This window comes from Isoptericola haloaureus, assembly GCF_036689775.1.
GTDB lineage: Bacteria > Actinomycetota > Actinomycetes > Actinomycetales > Cellulomonadaceae > Isoptericola > Isoptericola haloaureus.
On the sequence record NZ_JBAGLP010000099.1, the window covers coordinates 74,844 to 97,109 of the forward strand.

18 protein-coding genes are annotated in these 22,266 nt (G+C 73.5%); all 18 read right to left on the minus strand.

Features of this window, described 5'->3' with window-relative positions; all coding sequences use genetic code 11:
- Window positions 1-39: 39 nt before the first annotated feature.
- The 18 genes from V5O49_RS01435 to V5O49_RS01520 all read right to left on the minus strand — a co-directional run bounded on the left by V5O49_RS01435 (window position 40) and on the right by V5O49_RS01520 (window position 22,220).
- Complete coding sequence (locus tag V5O49_RS01435) at window positions 40-1,506, minus strand: glutamate synthase subunit beta (protein ID WP_332900667.1); 1,467 nt, start codon at window positions 1,504-1,506, stop codon at window positions 40-42.
- Window positions 1,499-6,067 carry a glutamate synthase large subunit gene (gene gltB, locus V5O49_RS01440; protein ID WP_332900668.1) on the minus strand — a complete coding sequence of 1,523 codons (4,569 nt, stop codon included), beginning with the start codon at window positions 6,065-6,067 and terminating at the stop codon, window positions 1,499-1,501. Before gltB ends, V5O49_RS01435 begins: the two co-directional genes overlap by 8 nt.
- A gap of 122 nt (window positions 6,068-6,189) precedes the next feature.
- On the minus strand, window positions 6,190-7,212 hold the full coding sequence (gene lgt, locus V5O49_RS01445) for a prolipoprotein diacylglyceryl transferase (RefSeq protein WP_278237302.1): 1,023 nt from the start codon (window positions 7,210-7,212) through the stop codon (window positions 6,190-6,192).
- Window positions 7,209-8,060: a tryptophan synthase subunit alpha gene (gene trpA, locus V5O49_RS01450; RefSeq protein WP_332900669.1), complete on the minus strand. Its 852-nt coding sequence runs from the start codon at window positions 8,058-8,060 to the stop codon at window positions 7,209-7,211. Before trpA ends, lgt begins: the two co-directional genes overlap by 4 nt.
- Window positions 8,057-9,337, minus strand: a complete 1,281-nt coding sequence (gene trpB, locus V5O49_RS01455) for a tryptophan synthase subunit beta (RefSeq protein WP_405001127.1) — start codon at window positions 9,335-9,337, stop codon at window positions 8,057-8,059. Before trpB ends, trpA begins: the two co-directional genes overlap by 4 nt.
- An 83-nt stretch (window positions 9,338-9,420) precedes the next feature.
- Window positions 9,421-10,245, minus strand: a complete 825-nt coding sequence (trpC, locus tag V5O49_RS01460) for an indole-3-glycerol phosphate synthase TrpC (protein ID WP_278237300.1) — start codon at window positions 10,243-10,245, stop codon at window positions 9,421-9,423.
- A gap of 256 nt (window positions 10,246-10,501) precedes the next feature.
- Window positions 10,502-10,780 (minus strand): HGxxPAAW family protein, encoded by a 279-nt coding sequence (locus V5O49_RS01465; protein ID WP_332900670.1) that lies wholly within the window; start codon window positions 10,778-10,780, stop codon window positions 10,502-10,504.
- Between the two features lie 40 nt (window positions 10,781-10,820).
- Window positions 10,821-11,420 (minus strand): Trp biosynthesis-associated membrane protein, encoded by a 600-nt coding sequence (locus tag V5O49_RS01470; RefSeq protein ID WP_332900671.1) that lies wholly within the window; start codon window positions 11,418-11,420, stop codon window positions 10,821-10,823.
- A complete protein-coding gene (locus V5O49_RS01475) occupies window positions 11,417-13,018 on the minus strand; it encodes an anthranilate synthase component I (RefSeq protein WP_332900672.1) in 1,602 nt (533 codons plus the stop codon). The genes V5O49_RS01470 and V5O49_RS01475 overlap by 4 nt, the downstream gene beginning before the upstream one ends.
- Window positions 13,015-13,410 carry a phosphoribosyl-AMP cyclohydrolase gene (hisI, locus tag V5O49_RS01480; protein ID WP_332900673.1) on the minus strand — a complete coding sequence of 132 codons (396 nt, stop codon included), beginning with the start codon at window positions 13,408-13,410 and terminating at the stop codon, window positions 13,015-13,017. The genes V5O49_RS01475 and hisI overlap by 4 nt, the downstream gene beginning before the upstream one ends.
- Window positions 13,411-13,453: 43 nt before the next feature.
- On the minus strand, window positions 13,454-15,253 hold the full coding sequence (locus V5O49_RS01485) for an ABC transporter ATP-binding protein (RefSeq protein ID WP_332900674.1): 1,800 nt from the start codon (window positions 15,251-15,253) through the stop codon (window positions 13,454-13,456).
- Window positions 15,250-17,148, minus strand: coding sequence for an ABC transporter ATP-binding protein (locus V5O49_RS01490; protein ID WP_332900675.1), 1,899 nt, complete (start codon window positions 17,146-17,148; stop codon window positions 15,250-15,252). The genes V5O49_RS01485 and V5O49_RS01490 overlap by 4 nt, the downstream gene beginning before the upstream one ends.
- Window positions 17,149-17,256: 108 nt before the next feature.
- Window positions 17,257-18,027, minus strand: coding sequence for an imidazole glycerol phosphate synthase subunit HisF (gene hisF, locus V5O49_RS01495; RefSeq protein WP_332900676.1), 771 nt, complete (start codon window positions 18,025-18,027; stop codon window positions 17,257-17,259).
- Window positions 18,028-18,034: 7 nt separating this feature from the next.
- Complete coding sequence (locus V5O49_RS01500; protein WP_332900677.1) at window positions 18,035-19,012, minus strand: FKBP-type peptidyl-prolyl cis-trans isomerase; 978 nt, start codon at window positions 19,010-19,012, stop codon at window positions 18,035-18,037.
- Between the two features lie 73 nt (window positions 19,013-19,085).
- Window positions 19,086-20,447, minus strand: coding sequence for a Pup--protein ligase (gene pafA, locus V5O49_RS01505; RefSeq protein ID WP_332900678.1), 1,362 nt, complete (start codon window positions 20,445-20,447; stop codon window positions 19,086-19,088).
- Window positions 20,448-20,457: 10 nt separating this feature from the next.
- On the minus strand, window positions 20,458-21,177 hold the full coding sequence (gene prcA, locus V5O49_RS01510; RefSeq protein ID WP_332900679.1) for a proteasome subunit alpha: 720 nt from the start codon (window positions 21,175-21,177) through the stop codon (window positions 20,458-20,460).
- Entirely contained in the window at window positions 21,174-22,025 is an 852-nt protein-coding gene (gene prcB / locus V5O49_RS01515; RefSeq protein WP_332900680.1) for a proteasome subunit beta, read from the minus strand. Before prcB ends, prcA begins: the two co-directional genes overlap by 4 nt.
- Complete coding sequence (locus V5O49_RS01520; RefSeq protein WP_332900681.1) at window positions 22,026-22,220, minus strand: ubiquitin-like protein Pup; 195 nt, start codon at window positions 22,218-22,220, stop codon at window positions 22,026-22,028.
- Window positions 22,221-22,266 lie beyond the last annotated feature (46 nt).

Below are 22,266 nucleotides of genomic sequence, written 5' to 3' on the forward strand. Positions count from 1 at the left end.
GGGCGCGCTCGGACGCCACGGCGGCGCCCGGGTCCGTTGTCATCCTCTCAGGGCGACGGTGCGGGGGCCCACCGGGGCCGGCAGCTCCGTGGTCCCCTGCAGGTAGGCGTCGGCCGCGGCGGCCGCGGCGCGGCCCTCGGCGATCGCCCACACGATCAGCGACTGCCCACGACCGGCGTCGCCGGCCACGAACACGCCCGGCAGCGAGGACGCGTAGTCGTCCTGCCGCTGCACCAGACCGCGCGAGGTCGTCTCGACGCCGGTCTGGTCCACCAGGTCCGTGATCTCCGGCCCGGTGAAGCCCATCGCGATGAGCACCAGGTCGGCCGGGATCTCGTGCTCCGTCCCCGCCTTGGGCACGCGCCGACCGTCCTCGAGGTACTCCGTCTCGGCGACCGTCAGGGCGCGCACGGCGCCCTGCTCGTCGCTGAGGAACTCCACCGTCGAGGCGAGGAACGTGCGCTCCCCACCTTCCTCGTGCGAGCTCGAGACCTCGAACAGGATCGGGTCCGTGGGCCAGGGCTGGTGCGCCGGACGCTCCGTCGGCGGCTTCTTGCCGATCGCGAGCGTCGTCACGCTCGCGGCGCCCTGGCGCAGCGAGGTGCCGACGCAGTCCGACCCGGTGTCGCCACCGCCGATGACGATGACGTGCTTGCCCTCGGCCGTCGGCGCGCCCTCGACCGCGTCGCCGGCCACCGCCTTGTTCGACGGCGTGAGGAAGTCCATCGCGAACTCGACGCCGGCCAGGTCGCGGCCCGGGATCGACAGGTCGCGCGGGACCGTGGCCCCGGTGGCCACCACGACGGAGTCGAAGCGGCGGCGCAGCGCGTCCCACGTCACGTCCCGGCCGATCTCCACACCGGCGCGGAACCGCGTGCCCTCGGCCTCCATCTGGGCCATCCGGCGGTCGATGTGGTGCTTCTCGAGCTTGAAGTCCGGGATGCCGTAGCGCAGCAGACCGCCGATGGCGTCGTCGCGCTCGTACACGACGACGGTGTGGCCCGCGCGCGTGAGCTGCTGGGCGGCGGCGAGGCCGGCCGGACCGGACCCGACCACGGCGACGGTCTTGCCCGTCAGCCGCTGCGGGACCTGCGGGACGACCAGACCGCGCTCGAACGCCTCGTCGATGATCGAGACCTCGATGTTCTTGATCGTCACCGCGGGCTGGTTGATGCCCAGCACGCAGCTCGTCTCGCACGGCGCGGGGCACACCCGGCCGGTGAACTCGGGGAAGTTGTTCGTCGCGTGCAGCCGCTCGATGGCGTCGGCCCACTGGCCGGTACGCACGAGGTCGTTCCACTCCGGGATGAGGTTGCCCAGCGGGCACCCCTGGTGGCAGAACGGGATGCCGCAGTCCATGCAGCGTCCGGCCTGCTCCTTGAGGAACGGCTGGCCGTCCTCACGGATCGCGTACGTGTCCTTCCAGTCCCGCAGGCGGACCTCGACGGGCCTGCTCGGCGGGAGCTCGCGCTCCCGGACCTTGAGGAATCCACGGGGATCAGCCACGAGCCACCTCCATGATGCGCTCCCACAGCGTCGGGTCGAAGTCGTCGCCCTCGCCGAGCGGCGTGCCCGCCGACTCGGCCTCGGCCAGCGCGACGCGCACGTTGGCCCATCCGGGCGGGAGGACGCGCGAGAACCGGGCCCGCGTGCCCTCGTCGGCCAGCAGCTCGGCCGCCACCGGCGAACCGGTCTCGTCCAGGTGCCGCTGCAGCAGCGCGGACACCCGCTCCCAGTCCTCGTCCGAGAGCGCGCCGACGACGAGCTCGCCGGACGCCACGGCGGCGGCGTTCATCGCCGCGTCGCGCAGGTCGAGCACGTAGGCGATGCCGCCGGACATGCCGGCGCCGAAGTTCCGCCCGGTCGGACCCAGGACGAGGACCTCGCCGCCGGTCATGTACTCGCAGCCGTGGTCGCCCACGCCCTCGACGACGAGGGTCGCCCCCGAGTTGCGCACGCCGAAGCGCTCCCCCACGCGACCACGCAGGAAGATCTCGCCCCGGGTGGCGCCGTAGCCGATGACGTTGCCGGCGATGACGTTCGCCGCGCCCTCGAGCACCGCGGCCTTGTCCGGGCGGACGACCAGCCGGCCGCCGGAGAGGCCCTTGCCGACGTAGTCGTTCGCGTCCCCGTACAGGCGCAGCGTGACGCCGTGCGGCACGAAGGCGCCGAACGACTGCCCCGCGGACCCCGTGAGGGTCACGTCGACGGTGCCGTCGGGCAGGCCGTCGCCGCGGTACCGCTTGGTCACCTCGTGACCGAGCATGGTGCCGACCGTCCGGTTGACGTTGCGCACCGGCAGCTCGATCCGCACGGGCCGGCCCTCCTCCAGGGCGGGCCGGGCCTGGGCGATGAGCTGCTGGTCGAGCGCCTTGTCCAGGCCGTGGTCCTGGTCGTGCGTGCGGTGCAGCGACGACCCCTCCACGGGCTCGACCCGCTCCAGCACCGGGGCCAGGTTGAGGCCCTGGGCCTTCCAGTGGTCGACGACGCGGCGCGTGTCCAGGCGCTGGACCTGGCCCACGGCCTCCTCGACGGAGCGGAAGCCGAGCGCCGCCAGGTGCTCGCGGACCTCCTCGGCGATGTACTCGAAGAAGTTCACGACGAACTCCGGCTTGCCGGTGAACCGGCGGCGCAGCTCGGGGTTCTGCGTGGCCACGCCCACCGGGCAGGTGTCCAGGTGGCAGACCCGCATCATGATGCAGCCCGAGACGACCATCGGCGCGGTCGCGAAGCCGAACTCCTCGGCGCCGAGCAGCGCGGCCACGACGACGTCGCGCCCGGTCTTCATCTGCCCGTCGACCTGGACCGTGATGCGGTCGCGCAGGTTGTTGAGCACCAGGGTCTGCTGCGTCTCGGCCAGGCCGATCTCCCACGGCGTGCCCGCGTGCTTCAGCGAGGTCAGCGGGCTCGCGCCCGTGCCGCCGTCGTGCCCGGAGATGAGCACGACGTCCGCGTGCGCCTTGGACACGCCCGTGGCCACGGTGCCGACGCCGAACTCGGAGACGAGCTTGACGTGCACCCGGGCGCTCGGGTTCGCGTTCTTGGCGTCGTGGATGAGCTGCGCCAGGTCCTCGATCGAGTAGATGTCGTGGTGCGGCGGCGGCGAGATCAGCCCGACGCCCGGCGTCGAGTGCCGCGTCTTGGCCACCCACGGGTAGACCTTGGGTCCGGGCAGCTGACCGCCCTCGCCGGGCTTGGCGCCCTGGGCGAGCTTGAGCTGGATGTCGTCGGCCTGCGTGAGGTACTCGCTGGTGACGCCGAACCGGCCCGAGGCGATCTGCTTGACGCGCGAGCGGCGCTCGGGGTCGTAGAGGCGCTCGGTGTCCTCGCCGCCCTCGCCGGAGTTCGACCGTCCGCCGAGCTGGTTCATCGCGATGGCGAGCGTCTCGTGCATCTCCTGGCTGATGGCCCCGTAGGACATCGCGCCGGTGTTGAAGCGCTTGACGATCTCGCTGACCGGCTCGACCTCGTCGATCGGCACGGGCTCGCGGTCGCCGGTGAACTCCAGCAGGCCGCGCAGCGTCATGAGCCGCTCGGACTGCTCGTCCACCCGCTGGGTGTACTGGCGGAAGATGTCCATGCGGCCCGAGCGCGTCGCGTGCTGCAGGCGGAACACGGTCTCCGGGTCGAAGAGGTGCTCCTCGCCGTCCCGGCGCCACTGGTACTCGCCACCGGTGGTCAGGCGCTCGTGCGGCGTGTGGTTGCCCGAGGCCGGGTAGGCCTCGGCGTGCCGCGCGGCGGTCTCGGCGGCGATGACGTCCAGGCCGATGCCGGCCAGGCGGCTCGTGGTGCCCGTGAAGTAGTCGTCGACCAGCTCGTGGGACAGACCGACGGCCTCGAAGACCTGCGCGCCCCGGTAGGACATGATCGTGGAGATGCCCATCTTGGACATCACCTTGAGCACGCCCTTGCCCAGCGCCGTGATGAGGTTCTTCACCGCGGCCTCGGGGGTGACCTGGAGGTAGCCGCGCCGGGCGAGGTCCTCGACGGTCTCCATCGCCAGGTACGGGTTCACCGCCGCGGCGCCGTAGCCGATGAGCAGCGCGACGTGGTGGACCTCGCGCACGTCGCCGGCCTCGACGACCAGCGAGATCTGCGTGCGGGTGTGCCGACGCAGCAGGTGGTGGTGCACGGCCGAGGTGAGCAGCAGCGACGGGATCGGGGCGCGCTCGGCGTCCGAGTCCCGGTCCGACAGCACGATGTGCGTCGCGCCCGCCTCGATCTCGGCGTCGACCTGGGCGAAGATCTCCTCGAGCCGCGCGTGCAGGGCGCGACCGCCGCCCGAGACGTCGTAGAGACCGCGCACGATGACGGCGCGGAACTCGCCCTCCAGCCGCTGGTCGCGCTCGATGCGCACGATCTTGGCCAGCTCGTCGTTGTCCAGCACCGGGAACGGCAGCTCGAGCTTGCGGGCGTGCTGCGGCGTCGCCTCCAGCAGGTTCGGCTCCGGGCCGATGGCGCTGCCGATCGAGGTGACCAGCTGCTCGCGGATCGAGTCCAGCGGCGGGTTGGTCACCTGGGCGAACATCTGGGTGAAGTAGTCGAACAGCAGCCGCGGCCGGTTCGACAGCACGGCCACCGGGGTGTCCGAGCCCATCGCGCCGAGCGGCTCCGCCGAGGTGTTGGCCATCGGCGTCAGGATGATCTTCAGCTCTTCGGAGGTGTAGCCGAACGCCCGCTGGCGCCGCTGCACCGACGCCGGCGAGTGGGCGACGTGCTCACGCTCCGGCAGCGAGTCCAGCGAGATCGAGTTCTGCTCGACCCACTCGCCGTACGGGCGCTGGGACGCGAGCTGGGACTTGACCTCGTCGTCCTCGACGATGCGCCCCTGCGCGGTGTCGACCAGGAACATCCGGCCTGGCTCGAGGCGGCCCTTGCGCACCACCGTGGCCGGGTCGAGGTCGAGCACGCCCGCCTCGGAGCCCAGCACGACGAGCCCGTCCTCGGTGACCCAGAACCGGCCCGGACGCAGACCGTTGCGGTCCAGGACGGCACCGATCAGCGTGCCGTCGGTGAAGGTCAGGCAGGCCGGGCCGTCCCACGGCTCGATGAGGTTCGCGTGGTACTGGTAGAAGGCGCGCCGCGCCGGGTCCATCTCGTCGTGGTTCTCCCACGCCTCGGGGACCATCATCAGCACCGAGTGCGGCAGCGAGCGGCCCGAGAGGTGGAGGAGCTCGAGGACCTCGTCGAAGCTCGCGGAGTCGCTGGACCCCGGGCTGCACACCGGCAGCAGGGGGCCCAGGTCGCCCAGCGCCTCGCTCGCCAGCTTGCCCTCGCGGGCCGCCATCCAGTTGCGGTTGCCGCGCACGGTGTTGATCTCGCCGTTGTGGGCGATGAGGCGGAACGGCTGGGCCAGCGGCCACGACGGGAACGTGTTCGTGGAGAACCGGGAGTGGACCAGCGCGATCTCCGAGGCGTACCGCGGGTCGGACAGGTCCGGGAAGAACGGCTCGAGCTGGGCCGTGGTCAGCATGCCCTTGTACGTCAGCGTGCGGGCCGACAGCGAGGCGAGGAAGAGCTCCAGCTCGTTCTCCGCCCGCTTGCGCAGCCGGTAGGCGCGACGGTCGAGCTCGATGCCCGCCAGCTCGCGCTGCGGGTCGGCGACCACGACCTGGCGGAACGTCGGCATCGAGGCTCGGGCGGTCGGGCCCACCAGGTCGACCGTCACCGGGACGTCGCGCCAGGCGAGGACGTCGAGCTTCTCCTCGGCGGCGATCGTCTCGAACCGCCGGGCGAGCTTGTCCGCGTCCTCGAGCTCCTGGGGCAGGAACGCCATGCCGATGGCGTACTGGCCCGCCGGCGGGAGCTCGGCGTCCACCACGTCGCGCAGGAAGGCGTCGGGGATCTGGGTCAGGATGCCCGCTCCGTCACCGCTGTCCTCCTCGGCACCCACCGCACCGCGGTGGTCGAGGTTGAGCAGGGCGGTGAGGCCAGCGTCGACGATGTCGCGCCCGGGGGTCCCTCGCAGTGTCGCGACGAACGCGACGCCACAGGCGTCGTGCTCGCTCGCGGGGTCGTAGAGGCCCTGCGCCTCGGGTGGCGCGACCCAGTGCTGCGGCGTGGTCATCAACACCGTCCTCCTGTGCACCCGCACGCGGGCGCGTCTCTTCCATGGGTGGTGCGGGACGTCGTCGGCCCGTCGGGACTGTCGAGCGAGCCGGCCGGGGTGGTTCCCCCGCCGGCACCGCTCTAGGAGCGCGAGGCCGGGTCCTGGTCGGTCCCGGCCGACGACGCGTCCTGGTCGGTCGTGGCTCTCGTGTCGGTGACCTCCTCACCGGGGCCGGAGTCGGCCGTCCCCGCGGGAGCGTCGTCGGTCTCGGTCTGTGCATCGGTGACCTGCCGCGTGTCGTCCGCACGACCCGGCAGTGCGACACCGTCCTCGCGACCGGGACGCAGCCGACCGATGACGACGAACGCGACGAGGGCACCCAGGCCGACGACGATCGACGTCCACACGTTCAGCCGCAGCCCGAGCACCATCTCAGCGGTGTCGATGCGGAGCATCTCGATCCACACCCTACCGAGGGTGTAGACCGCGACGTAGGCCCAGAATACCCTCCCATGACCGAGCCTGTACCGGCGATCGAGCCAGATCAGAAGGGCGGCGGCCGCGAGGTTCCACAGCATCTCGTACAGGAACGTGGGGTGGAACAGCGTGCCCTCGGCGTACTGCACGCCGGTGGCCGGGTCGATCGGCAGGTAGGCGGGGTCGATCGCCAGCCCCCACGGCAGGTCCGTCGGGGCGCCGAAGAGCTCCTGGTTGAACCAGTTGCCGAGCCGTCCGATCGCCTGGGCGACGAGCAGGCCGGGGGCCAGCGCGTCGGCGAAGCTGCTCAGGCGCACGCCCTGCCGGCGACAGCCGATCCAGGCGCCGACGGCACCGAGCGCGACCGCGCCCCAGATGCCCAGACCGCCCTGCCAGATGTACAGCGCCGAGACGGGGTCGCCGTTCTCGCCCCAGTACGGGTCCGGCGTGGAGATCACGTGGTAGATCCGCCCGCCGACGATGCCGAAGGGGACGGCCCAGAACGCGATCTCCAGGACGTCGTCGGGGTCGCCGCCGCGGTCCTTCCAGCGGCGCATCGTCATCCAGACGGCGACGACGATGCCGGCGAGGATCGCCAGGGCGTAGGCGCGCAGCGGGACGGGCCCCAGGTACCAGGTGTGCTCGGGCGGGCTGGGGATCAGCGTGACGAGACGGTCCGCGCTCATGCCTCACCCCCGGCGACGCCGGTGCGGGCGCGCGCGACGCCGGCGGCCAGCTCGCGCGTGACCTCGCCGAGCGCCTCGAGACGCTCCGGCCAGGGCTCCTCGCCCAGCAGCGTGCGCACGAAGGCCGAGCCCACGATCACGCCGTCGGCGAAGCGGCCGACCTCGGCGGCCTGCTCCCCCGTCGAGACGCCGAGGCCGACGCACACGTGCGAGGCTCCGGCGGCCCGGGTGTCGGCGACGAGCTGCTCGGCGCGGTCGCCCACCGAGGCACGGGTGCCGGTGACGCCCATCGTCGAGGCGGCGTAGACGAAGCCGCGCGAGGCCTGCGCGGTCAGGCGCAGCCGCTCCGGCGTCGAGCTCGGCGCGACGAGGTAGACCTTGTCCAGCCCGTGCTCGTCGGCGGCGGCGTTCCAGTCGTCCGCCTCGTCCGGGATGAGGTCGGGCGTGATCATGCCCGCTCCGCCCGCGGCCGCGAGGTCACGGGCGAAGGCGGCCACGCCGTAGCGCAGCACGGGGTTGTAGTACGACATCACCAGCGCCGGGACCTCGCCGCCGGAGCGCTCGGCCACGGCCTCGACCACGCGCAGCACGTCCCGCACGCGCGCGCCGCCGGCCAGCGCCGCCTCGGCGGCCTGCTGGATCACGGGACCGTCCATGACCGGGTCCGAGTACGGCACGCCGATCTCGACGACGTCCACGCCGGCGTCGACCATCGTCGTCACGGCCTGCACCGACCGCTCCACGTCCGGGTAGCCCACGGGCAGGTAGCCCACGAGCGCGGGCCGGCCCTGCGCGCGCAGCGCGTCCAGGCGCGTCGCCGTCGGCGACGTCGTCACCGTCCGGGTCACTGGTCTCCCTCCGTCGCCGGCTCCTCGTGCAGCAGCCCGAACCAGCGGGCCGCCGTGGCCACGTCCTTGTCCCCGCGTCCGGAGAGGTTGACCAGGAGCACCTGGTCGCGCTTCCCGGCGTCGGCCAGCCGGCGGCCGACGCGCAGCACACCCGCCAGGGCGTGCGCGGACTCGATGGCGGGGATGATGCCCTCGGTCCGGCACAGCAGCCGGAAGGCCTCCATCGCCTCCGCGTCCGTCACCGGCTCGTAGGTGGCGCGGCCGATGTCGTGCAGCCACGAGTGGGCCGGGCCCACGCTCGGGTAGTCGAGCCCCGCGGACACCGAGTGGCTGGGGCGGGTCTGGCCGTCGTCGTCCTGCAGCAGGTAGGACCGTGCCCCGTGCAGCACGCCGGGGGCGCCGCCGGAGAAGCGCGCGGCGTGGCGGCCGGACTCGATGCCCTCGCCGCCGGCCTCGAAGCCGTACAGGTCGACGCCGTCGTCGTCGAGGAAGGCGTTGAAGATGCCGAGCGCGTTGGACCCGCCGCCGACGCACGCCGCGACGGCGTCGGGCAGGCGACCGACGCGCTCGAGCACCTGCTCGCGGGCCTCGGCGCCGATGATCCGGTGGAACTCGCGCACCATCTCGGGGAACGGGTGCGGGCCGGTGACGGTGCCGAGCAGGTAGTGCGTGGACTCGACGTTGGTGACCCAGTCGCGCAGCGCCTCGTTGATGGCGTCCTTGAGCGTCCGGGTCCCCAGGGTCACCGGGACGACGGTGGCCCCGAGCAGCTCCATGCGCGCCACGTTCAGCGCCTGGCGGCGGGTGTCCTCCTCGCCCATGTAGACCACGCACTCCAGGCCCATGAGGGCCGCGGCGGTCGCGGTGGCCACCCCGTGCTGGCCGGCACCGGTCTCCGCGATGACGCGCGACTTGCCCATGCGCTTGACCAGCAGGGCCTGGCCCAGGACGTTGTTGATCTTGTGCGAGCCGGTGTGGTTCAGGTCCTCGCGCTTGAGGAAGACGCGCACCGCGTCACCGCCGGCGTGCTCGGCGAACCGCGACACCTCGGTCAACGGCGAGGGGCGGCCCGTGTACTCGCGGTGCAGACGGCTCAGGTCGGCGGCGAACGCCGGGTCCTGCTGGGCCTTGCGGAACTCGGCCTCGAGCTCGTCGAGGGCGGCGATCAGCGCCTCGGGGACGTACCGGCCGCCGAACTGGCCGAAGTACGGCCCGTGGACGTCGGCGAGCCGGCCGGCGTCCTGGTCGGCCAGGGTCTCGGTCAGCGCGTCGCGCACGGGCTGGTGGGACTGCTCGGGCACAGGCGCTCCTTCTTCACGAACGGGACGGACGGGGGGATCGAGGACCGGGCGGGCGACGGTCAGGGCTGCACGGCCGGCCGGACCGACCAGAGCGAGGGGTGCTGACCGGCCGCGACCAGGTCGGCCACCGAGCGGCGCGGCTCGCCGTCGGTCACGAGCGCCTCGCCGACCAGGACCGCGTGGGCCCCGGACCGCGCGTACTCCATCACGTCGTGCGGACCGCGGACGCCGGACTCGGCGACGCGGACGACGTCGTCGGGGATGAGGGGGGCGAGCTGGGCGAAAGTGTCGCGCCGCACCTCGAGGGTCTTCAGGTCGCGGGCGTTGATCCCCACCACGCGGGCGCCGGCGTCGAGCGCCCGGTGCACCTCGTCGGCCGTGTGCGCCTCGACCAGGGCCGTCATGCCCAGGGAGTGCACCCGCTCGACGAGCGAGGTCAGCACCGTCTGCTCCAGCGCGGCGACGATGAGCAGCACCAGGTCGGCGCCGTGCGCGCGCGCCTCCCAGACCTGGTAGGGGGTCACGACGAAGTCCTTGCGCAGCACGGGGACGTCGACGGTCGCCCGGACGGCGTCGAGGTCGGCCAGGCTGCCGCCGAAGCGTCGCTGCTCGGTCAGCACCGAGATGACGCTGGCGCCGCCGGCGGCGTACTCCCCGGCGAGGGCGGCGGGGTCGCTGATCGGGGCGAGGTCCCCCTTGGACGGGCTGGACCGCTTGACCTCGGCGATCACCGCGACGCGGTCCTCGGACCGCAGCATGTCGCAGCACTCCAGGGCCCCGGGAACCCGCGCAGCGCGCTGCTTGAGCTCCTCGAGCGAGGTCCGTGCCTGACGCTCGGCGAGGTCCTCACGGACCCCGGCGACGATGTCCTCCAGGACTGTCATGCTCTCCCCTCCCCCGGACGTGTTCCTGCCATGGTAGGCCGGTCACGCAGCGGGACGGACCACCGACCGGTGGGCGAGACGCCCCGGCGGCATCCTGACGCCGCGCGCGACCGGCGCGGACGGCACATCGTTATGTCTCCGTGACGCGGAGCACGGGCCACGTCCCTCCGCCGTCCGCTCGCCGTCTCCTCGACACGACGACGGCGCCCCGACCCGTCGCGGGTCGGGGCGCCGTCGGGGGCGTGGGCAGCGGGCGTCAGTGCCCGGCCCGGTCCTGCCGCGCGGGCACGCCGGGCCGCGGCTGCCCGTAGCCCATGTTGCGCATGACGAGGCCGACGACGCAGGAGACCACCACGACGGCGAGCCCGGCCCAGAAGAGCGCGAAGGGCACGCCCGGCAGGCAGCCGAGCGAGGCGAGGAGCGCACCCAGGATGACGCCGGTCATCGCGGTCCACGCCGCCAGCGTGTGGCCGTGGTTGGTGGGCGGGACCGCTTCCGGCAGGTACGTCGGCTCGGCGGTGCTGTGGTCGGTCATGGGTGCAGTAGGCCTTTCGTCACGAAGTTCAGGGCTCAGACTACCGGTCCGACGACGGATCGGTGCCGCGGGACAGGGCGTCCCAGTCGGCCTGCGGGTCGGCCTCGTCCTCGCCGGCCACGGCCTGCCCGGAACCGTCGACCGGGCCGTCGGCCGGCACCCGCTCGTGCCGTCCGCCGGTGGCCCTCCACGCCCCGGCACCGAGCGTGGCGAGCACGGCGACGACGACGATCGCGGCGCCCGTGACCAGGGCCAGCCACGGCCACGGCGTCAGGTCCACGGGGGCGGTCAGCTCGGTCACGCCGGCGGCGTCCGCGGCCGCGGCGACCGCCGGACCGGCCGGGTCCCGCAGCACGGCGACGGTGCCGGCCACGACGGCCAGCCCGCCGAGCCCGGCCACGACCAGGGCCACCCGCCGGGCGACCCGGCCGGCGAGCGTCGTGGCCAGCGCGCACGCCAGGGTGACGAACGCCGCGGCGCTGACCACGGGGGCGGCCGACGTGCCCGCGACCTCGACCGCGACCTCCGGCTCCAGGGCCGTGGCCACCGTGGTGCGCAGCCACACCGGTGCCGAGACACCGAAGGTCGCCCCGCCCAGCGCCAGCAGCAGCACCACGGCGCGCGAGCGCGTGCGGATCACGACGTCCGCCCCGCGCCGAGGTCGGCGAACCGTGCCGCGAGCTGCACCGCACGGACGGCGGCGGCGGCCTTGTTCCGCGACTCCGCGTACTCCAGGGCCGGCACCGAGTCGGCCACGATGCCGCCGCCGGCCTGGACCGAGGCCCGACCCTCGCGCAGGAACGCCGTCCGGATGGCGATGGCCATGTCCATGTTCCCGCCGAAGTCCAGGTACCCGCAGGTCCCGCCGTAGATCCCGCGCGAGGCGGGCTCCAGCTCGTCGATCAGGGCGATCGCCCGGGGCTTCGGGGCGCCGGAGAGCGTCCCGGCCGGGAAGGTCGCCCGGAACGTCTCCAGCGCGGTGGCGCCGGGACGCAGCCGGCCCACGACGGTGGAGCACAGGTGCATGATGTGGCTGAACCGGCGCGTGACCATGAACTCGACGACCTCGACGGTGGTGGGCTCGCACACCTTGACCAGGTCGTTGCGGGACAGGTCGACGAGCATGAGGTGCTCGGCCCGCTCCTTCGGGTCGGCGATGAGCTCCTCGGCCAGCGCCACGTCCTCCTCGACGGTCGCGCCGCGCGGCCGCGACCCGGCGATCGGGTACGTCGTGACGTGCCCGGCGTCGACCTTGACCAGGGTCTCGGGGCTGGAGCCCACGACCGCGAAGTCCCGCTCGCGGTGGTCGCGCAGCTGGAAGTAGTACATGTACGGGCTCGGGTTGATCGTCCGCAGCGCCCGGTAGACGTCCAGCGGCTCGGCCGGGCAGTCGAGGTCGAGCCGCTGCGAGAGCACGACCTGGAAGACCTCGCCCTCGCGGATCGCCTCCTTGCCGGCCCGCACCGCGTCCTCGAAGTCGTCGCGGGTCGAGCGGAACTCCAGCCCGGGCTCCGCGGCGGTCGGGTCGACGACGGTGCGCACCGGCGTGGTCGGGGCCGCGAGACCCCCGGCCAGCCGGTCCAGCCGGGCCACCGCGTCCGCGTGGGCCTCGTCGACCCGGTCGTCGGTGTCGTCGGCGTTGATCGCGTTCGCGACGAGCCACACCGACCCGGAGTGGTGGTCGAACGCGACGAGGTCGGTGGCCAGCGACAGCGCGACCTCGGGCACGTCCAGCTCGTCGGGAGCCTCGGCCGGCAGCGTCGGCTCCCAGTGCCGGACGACGTCCCAGCCCATCGCCCCGACGAAGCCGCCGGTCAGCGGGGGCAGCCCGTCGATCGGCTCGGTGCGCAACGCCTGCAGGGCGGCCTCGAGCACGTCGAGCACGTCGCCCTCGGTCGGGATGCCGGCCGGCACGTCGCCCCGCCAGACGGCGCGGCCGCCGTCGGACAGCAACGTCGCCCGGGAGTCGACGCCGACGAACGACCACCGCGCCCAGGCACCGCCGGAGTCGGCCGACTCCAGCACGAAGGTGCCGGGACGTCCCTGCGCGAGCGTGCGGTACAGCCCGACCGGGGTGACGTCGTCGGCCAGGACGCGGCGCACCACGGGGATGACCCGCCGGTCGCGCGCCAGCTCGCGGAAGGTGCCCAGTCCCGGCCACGTGGCGCCCCAGGTGAGCTCGTCGGCCGTCGGTGCGACGGCAGGAGCCTGGGCGGAGGTGGAGGCAGGAGTGGTCACCGGGTCTCCTCGGCGGTCTCGTCGGGGCGGTGGCCGACGACGGCGTCGAGCTCGCCGCCGGCCTCGAAGCAGGTGCGCGTGCCCGTGTGGCAGGCGGCGCCCACCTGGTCCACGCGCACGAGCAGGGCGTCGCCGTCGCAGTCGAGGGCGACGGACCGGACGTACTGGCGGTGGCCGGAGGTGTCCCCCTTGCGCCAGTACTCGCCGCGGGACCGGCTCCAGAACGTCACCCGTCCCGTCGTCAGCGTGCGGCCCAGGGCCTCGTCGTCCATCCAGCCGAGCATCAGCACCTCGCCGGAGTCGTGCTGCTGCACGATCGCGGCGACGAGGCCCTGCTCGTCACGCTTGAGGCGGGCGGCCACGGCCGGGTCGAGGGAGTCCTGGTTCTGCACGCCAGCATCCTTTCACGTCGTGGGCGACGGACGGGGTCGCGTCTCAGCGGGTCTGGGCCACCCACGAGGCGTGCATGCGGGCGTACACGCCGCCGGCCGCCGCCAGCTCCTCGTGCGGCCCGACCTCGACGACGTGCCCGTCGTCGACGACCACGACGAGGTCGCTCGCCTCGGCGGTGGACAGCCGGTGGGCGATGGTGATCGTCGAGCGTCCGGAGGTGAGAGCGTCCAGCGCCCGCGCGATGCGTACCTCGGTGGCCGGGTCGACCGCCGAGGTCGCCTCGTCCAGCACGAGCAGGTCGGGGGCGGCCAGGTAGGCGCGCGCGACCGCGACGAGCTGCCGCTCGCCCGCGGACAGCGCCTCGCCGCGCTGGCCGACGTCGGTGTCCAGCCCGGCCGCAAGCCCCTCGACCCAGTCCGTCAGCCCGAGGGCCTCGAAGGCCGCGGCCACCCGGGCACGGACCTCGGGGTCGTCGGGCACGGCACCGGGCAGCCCGTAGGCGGCGTTGGTCAGCACCGTGCCGTCGAAGAGGAAGCCCTCCTGCGGCACCAGGACCACGCGCTCGCGCAGGCGGGCCAGCGGGATCTGCCGCAGGTCGACGCCGTCGAGCTCCACACGACCCTCGGTGGGGTCCATGAGTCGCGTGACGAGCTTGGCGATCGTCGTCTTGCCCGACCCCGTCTGACCGACGACGGCGACCTTGCGGCGGGCGGGCAGCTCGAGGTCGACGCCGTGCAGGACCTCCGGCCCCTCGGGGTAGGCGTAGCGCACCCCGCGCAGCGCGACGTGCGCGTCCCCGCGGGGGGACTCGACGCCGTCCTCGCCCGCGTCGACGACGTCCAGCGGCGTCTCGACGACCGCCAGCACGCGCCGCCATCCCGCCACGGCGTTCTGCAGCTCGTTGAGGATCTCCGTGGCCATCTGGACCGGACCGGTGAAGAGCTGGACCAGGAACAGGAACGCGACGAGCTGCCCGGCCGTGAGCCCTCCCCCGATGCCGAGGTAGGAGCCCACCACCACCACGACGGCCAGGACCAGGTTGGCCATGAACGTCCCGGAGGAGAACACGCTCGCCACCAGCAGCAGCGCACGGCCCTGGGTCCGCCGGGCCGCCTCGATCGCCGTGTCGATGCGCCGGCCGGTGCGGTCCTCGACGCCGTACGCACGCACGGTCTCGGCGCCCACGACGGCCTCCGAGACGGCACCGAGCATCGCGCCGACCTTCTCGCGCGAGCGCCCGAAGGCCCGGCCGACCGACCGCTGGGCGTAGCGCAGGACGATGAACAGCGGCACGAAGCACAGCCAGACCACGACGGTCAGGGCCGGCGAGTACACGGCCATGAGCGCGGTGGCCACGGCGATCTGCAGGCTGGAGACCAGCAGCATGATCCCGCCCCACTGCACGAAGTGGGAGATCTGGTCGACGTCGGTCGTCACGCGCGAGACCAGGGCGCCGCGTCGTTCGGAGCCCTGGGACAGGGTGGACAGGTCGTGCACGTGGCGGAACGCGCGCACGCGCAGCGTGGCCAGCCCGGCCTCGGTGGTGCGGAAGAGGCGGACGTTGACGACGGCGGTGCACAGCCCGGCGACGACGATCGCCCCGGCGGCGAGCAGGGTCAGCGTCAGGACGCGCGAGGCGTCCGGGCCGCCGACGGCAAGGATGCCGTCGTCGACCGTGCGCTGGACCGCCAGGGGCACCACGACCCGGCCGGCGGCCGCCAGGACGGCCAGCGCCAGCGTGATCCACAATCCCTGGACGATCTGCGGCGAGATCTCCAGCCCGCGTCGCAGGGTGGCGAGCACCCCCAGGTCGCTGGCGGACGCGATGCGCGAGTCGCTCATCGGACCTCCTCCGTCTCGGTCTCCCAGGGTTCGCGGGCGTCCTCGCCGGCGGCCCGCTCGTCGGCGAGCTCGCGCTCGCGGCGTGCCGTCTCGACCTCGTAGGCGGTGGCGAGCTCGCGGTAGCCCGGGTCGCGGGCGAGCAGCTCGTCGTGGGTGCCGACGTCGACGACGCGTCCGGCGTCGAGGTGCACGACGACGTCGGCCATCGTCACCGAGGACATCCGGTAGGCGACCATGACGACGGTGGTGGCGCGGCGGCCGTCCGCCGTGGTCGTCGCCAGCCCGGTGAGGATCTCCTGCTCGACGCGGGGGTCGACGGCGCTGGTGGCGTCGTCGAGGACGAGCAGCCGGGGGCGCCGCACGAGCGCGCGGGCGATGGCCAGGCGCTGGCGCTGCCCGCCGGAGAGGTTCGCGCCGCGCTCGCCGAGGCGGGCGTCCAGACCGTCGGGCAGGGCGCGTACGACGTCGTCGACGCGGGCCAGCGCGAGGGCCTCCCAGACAGCGGCGTCGATCTCCGGCGAGACGTCGTCCGCCAGGGTCACGTTGGCGCGCACGGTGTCCTCGAAGACGAAGGTCTGCTGCCCGACCAGGGACACCTGCGCCGGGATCTGTCCGTCGGCGAGGCGCCGGACGTCGGTGCCGTCCAGGAGCACGGTGCCGCGCGTGGGGTCGCTGAGGCGGCTCAGCAGCGAGACCAGCGTGGTCTTGCCCGCGCCGGTGGCTCCGACCACGGCGACGGTCGTGCCGGACGGCACGTCCAGGTCGACGCCGTCGAGCAGGCGCGCGGTGCGGCCGGCGGCCGGCACGTCCACGCCGACGCCCTCGAGCCGGACGGCCAGCCCCGCCTCCCCGGGCGGCATCGGCTCGTCGCCGGGGAAGAGCTCGCCGCGCGCGTCCAGGACGCGGGTGATGCGCTCGTGGCCGACCAGGGCGCGCGGCAGCTCGCCGAGCACCCAGCCGAAGGCGCGCACCGGGACCGCCATGAGGGTGAGCAGGTACGCGGCCGTGACGACGTCGCCGACGTCGACCGCGCCGGCCGCGGCGCGGGCGGCGCCCACGCCGAGGACGAGCAGCGTGCCGAGGTTGGGCAGCAGCTCGATGACCGGGTCGAACACCGCGCGCACCTGCCCGACACGGACGTTGGCGGCGCGCAGGTCGTCGGTCGCGCGGGCGAACCGCTCCTCCTCGCGGTCCGCGGTGCCGAGGGACTTGACCAGCAGGGCGGCCTCGAAGGACTCGTGCGCGACGTCGGCGACCTCGGCGCGCAGCTGCTGCGCGCGGGTCGCGGCGGGCGCCATGTGCCGCTGGAAGACGAGGTTGGCCACGATGGCGGCGGGGATGACGAGCAGGGCCGCCAGCGCGAGCCAGGGGTCGATGGCGAAGAGCATCACCGTGGCGACGCCGATCATCACCACGACGCCGAGGGCGAACGGCAACGGGTTGAAGACGCCGGTGGCGGCCTCGACGTCGGCGCTGGCGTTGGACAGCAGCTGACCCGCCGGGTGCGAGCGGTGCCAGGACATCGGCAGGCGCAGGTACTGGCGGGTGACGCCGCGGCGGTGCTGCGCCTGCAGCCCGACGTTGCCCCAGCCGGCCCAGATGCGCCGGCCCGCCACCGACAGCGCGAGAGTCAGGGCGACCAGCGCGAGCACTCCCCCGGCGAGCCAGATGTCCGCCCGGGCGGTCTCGTCACCCGACAGCGCGGGCACGACCACCGCGTCGGTCGCCCAGCCGACGGCTCGACTGACCGCCACGGTCGCGGCACCGAACACGGCCGAGGCCGCCACCGCGGCCCCGAACAGCCGCGGCTCGGCGCGCAGGCCCCGCCACAGCAGCGCGGCGCTGCGGCGCAGGCGCGACCCGGTGAGGGTCGCCGGACGGGCAGTTTCGGGCACGGAAGGACCTCGCAGTCGTCTCGGGGATCGGACAGATCCTAGCGCGCCCCGGGCAACGGCCCGCGGCCCCGTCGTCCGGCGCCTCGCCGACGGGCCGAACCCGGTGGCTCAGCGCACCTCGACGCCGGCGGTGCGCATCGCGTCCTTGACCTCGCCGATGGTCAACGTGGCGAAGTGGAACACGCTGGCCGCCAGGACGGCGTCCGCCCCGGCGCGCGCCGCGGCGACGAAGTCCTCGGGGGTGCCCGCCCCGCCCGAGGCGACCAGCGGGACGTGGACGCGTTCGCGCACGGCGCGGAGCATCTCCAGGTCGAACCCGCCGGTGGTGCCGTCGGCGTCCATCGAGTTCAGCAGGATCTCTCCGGCGCCGAGCCCGGCGGCGCGCTCCGCCCACTCCACGGCGTCGATGCCGGTCCCCCGGCGGCCGCCGTGCGTGGTGACCTCGTACCCCGAGGGCGTCGTGGTGTCCCCCGTGACGCGACGGGCGTCGACCGAGAGCGTGAGGACCTGGTTGCCGAACCGGTCGGCGATCTCCGCGATGAGCTCGGGACGCGCGATCGCCGCGGTGTTGACCCCGACCTTGTCGGCACCGGCCCGCAGCAGCCGGTCGACGTCGTCGGTCGAGCGCACGCCGCCTCCGACGGTGAGGGGGACGAAGACCTGCTCCGCCGTGCGGCGCACGACGTCGACCATCGTCTCCCGGCCGCCCGAGGAGGCCGAGACGTCGAGGAACGTCACCTCGTCGGCGCCCTCGTGGTCGTACCGGTCGGCGAGCTCGACCGGGTCGCCGGCGTCGCGCAGGTTGGCGAAGTTGACGCCCTTGACGACACGTGCGGCGTCGACGTCGAGGCACGGGATCACCCGAACGGCCACGGTCATGCGGTTCTCATCCTTCGGTCGTGCTGGGTGGCGGGTCCTGGTCGGCCGCCTCATCGGAGCCCTGCTCGCCGCCCTCCGGCGCCGGGGCGTCCTGCGCGACCTGGAACCGGGCGTCGAGGATGTCGATGACGTAGACGAGGGTCTCGTCGGCCAGCTCGCTCCCGGTCCCACCGTAGCCCAGGTGCGGGGGCACCACGAGCATCACCTGGGACCCGACGGACTGCTCGAGCAGCCCCTGGTCCCACCCCTCGATCAGCCGGCCGATGCCGATCGTCGCCGACTGCGGGGCCACGCCGGGCTCCCAGCTGGTGTCGACGACACGCCCGTCGCTCCACCGCACGGCCATGTACCGGGCCGTCACCACCTGGCCGACCTCCACCTGGGGGCCGCCGCCGCGGATCAGCGGCTGGACGACGAGCTGACCCGGCGGGTCGCCGTCGCCGACGAGCACCGTCGGGCTGCCGTCCGGGTCCCGGACCACGGTCGGCAGTCCCTCGACCGGTTCGACCACGTCACCCGTGGCGCGCGTGGGCAGCACGTCCACGACCAGCACGACGGGCACGTCGCCGTCCTGCTCGACGACCAGGACCCGCGCGCCCACCCGCTTGCCGCGCAGCGAGTCGTAGACGTTCTGGCCCAGCGAGTCGGCGTCGAACGTGTACCAGGCGGGTGCGTCGAGGTAGGTCGAGGAGATGACGCTGCCGTCCCGGCCGTCCTCGGCGTACATGTGCAGCAGCACCTGCTGACCGGGTTCGAGCGGGTCTCCCGTCCCGGGCCACAGGGTGCGGGAGCCGGACTGCACGACCTGGTACGGCTGCGGGTACTGCAGCGCCGGCGGCTCGCCCTGAGGTCCGCTGACCTGGACCGGGGTCTGGGAGGGCACCTGGGTCGGTGCGACCCGGTCCCACACGGGCGTCGAGCATCCCGCCAGCATCAGCAGCACCGCCAGGACGGCGACGAGCAGAGGGGGACGGCGGGGTGGCACCGGCACAGTGTGCCACGACGGCCCCGGCGTCCCGGAACCGGCCCCGGGCACCGGGCACCGGGCCGGCGGCCTCTCACATGGACTCGATGAGCCGCTCGACGCGCTCGTCGACGTTGCGGAACGGGTCCTTGCACAGCACCGTGCGCTGGGCCTGGTCGTTGAGCTTCAGGTGCACCCAGTCGACCGTGTAGTCGCGCCGGGAGTCCTGGGCCGCCCGCACGAAGTCGCCGCGCAGCTTGGCGCGCGTCGTCTGCGGCGGGATCGCCGTGGACTCGAACACCTCGAGGTCCGTCACGACCCGTTCCACCATCCCTCGCGCCGCGAGGAGGTTGTACAGGCCCTCGGTGCGCGAGATGTCGTGGTAGGCCAGGTCCAGGCGGGCGATGCGGGGGTCCTCCAGGGGCAGGTCGTGCTTGGCCCGGTACCGCTCGATGATGCGCCACTTGATGACCCAGTCCAGCTCGCGGTCGACCAGGGACAGGTCGCCGGACTCCAGGGCGCGCAGGCCCCGCTCCCACAGGTCCAGCGTCTGCTTGACCTGCGGGGTCGGGTCCAGGTGGGCGTCGACGTGCTCGCGCACCCGCTGGTAGTACTCGCCCTGGACGTCGACCGCCGTCGCGGAGCGCCCGTTGGCGAGCTGGACGGCGTGCTTGCCGGAGGAGTCGTGGCTGATCTCCCGGATGGCCCGGATCGGGTTCTCCAGGGTCAGGTCGCGGACGGGCACCCCCGCCTCGACCAGACGCAGCACCAGGTCCGTGGCCCCGACCTTGAGCAGGGTCGTCGTCTCCGACATCGAGGAGTCGCCGACGATGACGTGCAGGCGCCGGTAGTGCTCGGCGTCGGCGTGCGGCTCGTCGCGGGTGTTGATGATCGGCCGCGAGCGCGTCGTGGCGCTGGAGACCGCCTCCCAGATGTGGTCGGCGCGCTGGGACAGGCAGTAGGTCGCCCCGCGGGGCGTGGCCAGCACCTTGCCCGCGCCGGTCAGCACCTGCCGGGTGATGAGGAACGGGACCAGGACGTCGCTGAGACGGGAGAAGTCGCCCTGCCGCCGCACGAGGTAGTTCTCGTGGCAGCCGTAGGAGTTGCCCGCCGAGTCCGTGTTGTTCTTGAACAGGTGGACCTTGCCGGGCAGGCCCTCGTGCTCCAGCCGCTGCTGCGCGTCCGCCACCAGGCCCTCGAGGATGCGCTCGCCGCCGCGGTCGTAGGCCACGAGCTGGCGGACGTCGTCGCACTCGGCGGTCGCGTACTCGGGGTGCGAGCCGACGTCGAGGTAGAGCCGCGAGCCGTTGCGCAGGAAGACGTTCGAGGACCGGCCCCAGGCCACGACCTTGCGGAACAGGTAGCGCGCGACCTCGTCGGCGCTCAGCCCCCGCCCGTCGTCGGCCGCGCACGTCACGCCGTACTCGGTCTCCAGCCCGAAGATCCTCCGGTCCATCGCCGCCCCCTCAGTCGTCTCCGTGCAGCAGGCGCGCCAAGGCGTCGCCCTGCCACCGGCGGAAGGCCCGCCGCGCGCGGCGGCGGTCCAGCACCGCCACCTCCAGCCCCGCGGCGGAGATCTCCCGCTCCTGCCCCTCACCGGCGATCGAGCCGTCGGTGTTCACCGCACCCAGCGTCCGCACCGCCAGCCGCAGCACGCCGGTCAGGTCCATGCCCGGCTCCCAGCCGTCACGCACCCGCGAGGTGAGCTGGTCCGCCTGCCCGCCCATCACGACGAACCCGTGCTCGTCGGCGACCGAGCCGTCGTAGGACAGCCGGTACAGCTGGTCCTCGTCCTGCGTGGCACCGACCTCCGCCACCACCAGCTCGACCTCGAGCGGCTTGGACTCGGTGGTGAACACCGTGCCCAGCGTCTGGGCGTAGGCGTTCGCGAGGCCCCGGGCCGTCACGTCGGTGCGGTCGTAGGAGTACCCGCGCAGGTCCGCGTACCGCACCCCCGCCACGCGGAGGTTCTCGAACTCGTTGTACTTGCCCACGGCGGCGAAGGCGATCCGGTCGTAGATCTCGGAGATCTTGTGCAGCGCGCGCGAGGGGTTCTCCGTCGCGAACGCGATCCCGTCGTCGTAGGCCAGCACGACGACGGAGCGCCCGCGGCCGATCCCCTTGCGCGCGAAGTCCGCCCGGTCCTTCATCAGCTGCTCGGGCGAGACGTAGAACGGCATGTTCACGCGCGTGCACCTCCCTCGCGCCGCTCGGCGACGATCCGTTCGACGACGTCCGCCAGGGCGTCGTCGGCCACCCGGCGGTAGCCGTCCGCGGTGACCGTGGCCACCACCGGCCAGATGCGCCGGACCGTGTCGGGCCCGCCGGTCGCGCTGTCGTCGTCCGCGGCGTCGTAGAGCGCCTCGACGGCGACCGCCACGGCGGCGTCGGCGTCGAGCCCGCGGCGCCACCGCTTCTTCAGCGACCCGCGGGCGAACACCGAGCCGGATCCCACCGAGTGGTGGTCGTGCTCCTCGTAGCGCCCGCCGGTGACGTCGTAGCTGAACAGGCGTCCGCTGGACCGGTCGAGGTCGAACCCGCCGAACAGGGGCACGACGGCCAGGCCCTGCAGGGCCAGGGGCAGGTTGCCGCGGATGATCGCGGCCAGCCGGTTGGCCTTGCCGTCCAGCGAGAGCTGGGAGCCCTCGATCTTCTCGTAGTGCTCGAGCTCGAGCTGGAACAGCCGCACGAGCTCCAGGGCGATGCCTGCCGAGCCCGCGATGCCGACCGCGGAGTAGTCGTCCGCGTCGAAGACCTTCTCGATCTCGCGGCTGGCGATGAGGTTGCCCATGGTCGCGCGCCGGTCGCCGGCCATGACCACGCCGCGGCCGCTCTCGTCGTCGCCGAAGGTGAGCGCGACGATCGTGGTCGCGTGCGGGGCCAGCTCCGCGGCGGTACCCGTCGTCCCCGCCGGCCGGTTGCCCGGCAGCAGGTCCGGGGCGTGCTCGCCCAGGAAGTCGACGAACGAGCTGGATCCCGGCCGCAGGAAGGCGTCCGGCAGCCGGCCGGAGGACTCAGCGGATGGGGAGGTCACTCACTGCCCGCCCTTCTGCACGAACCCCCGGACGAACGACTCCGCGTTCGACTCCAGGACCTCGTCGATCTCCTCGAGCAGCGAGTCGACCTCCGCGTCGCGGTCGGCGGTCTGCGGAGCCGGTGCCGGGGCCTCCGCGTCGTCGTCGGGCGTGCGGTCGTCGTTCTGCGGGTTGATCCGTTCCTGACCGGCCATGGTCCGCCTCCTTCGCGTTCCCTGCGGGTGGTGGCAAGCCTATGTC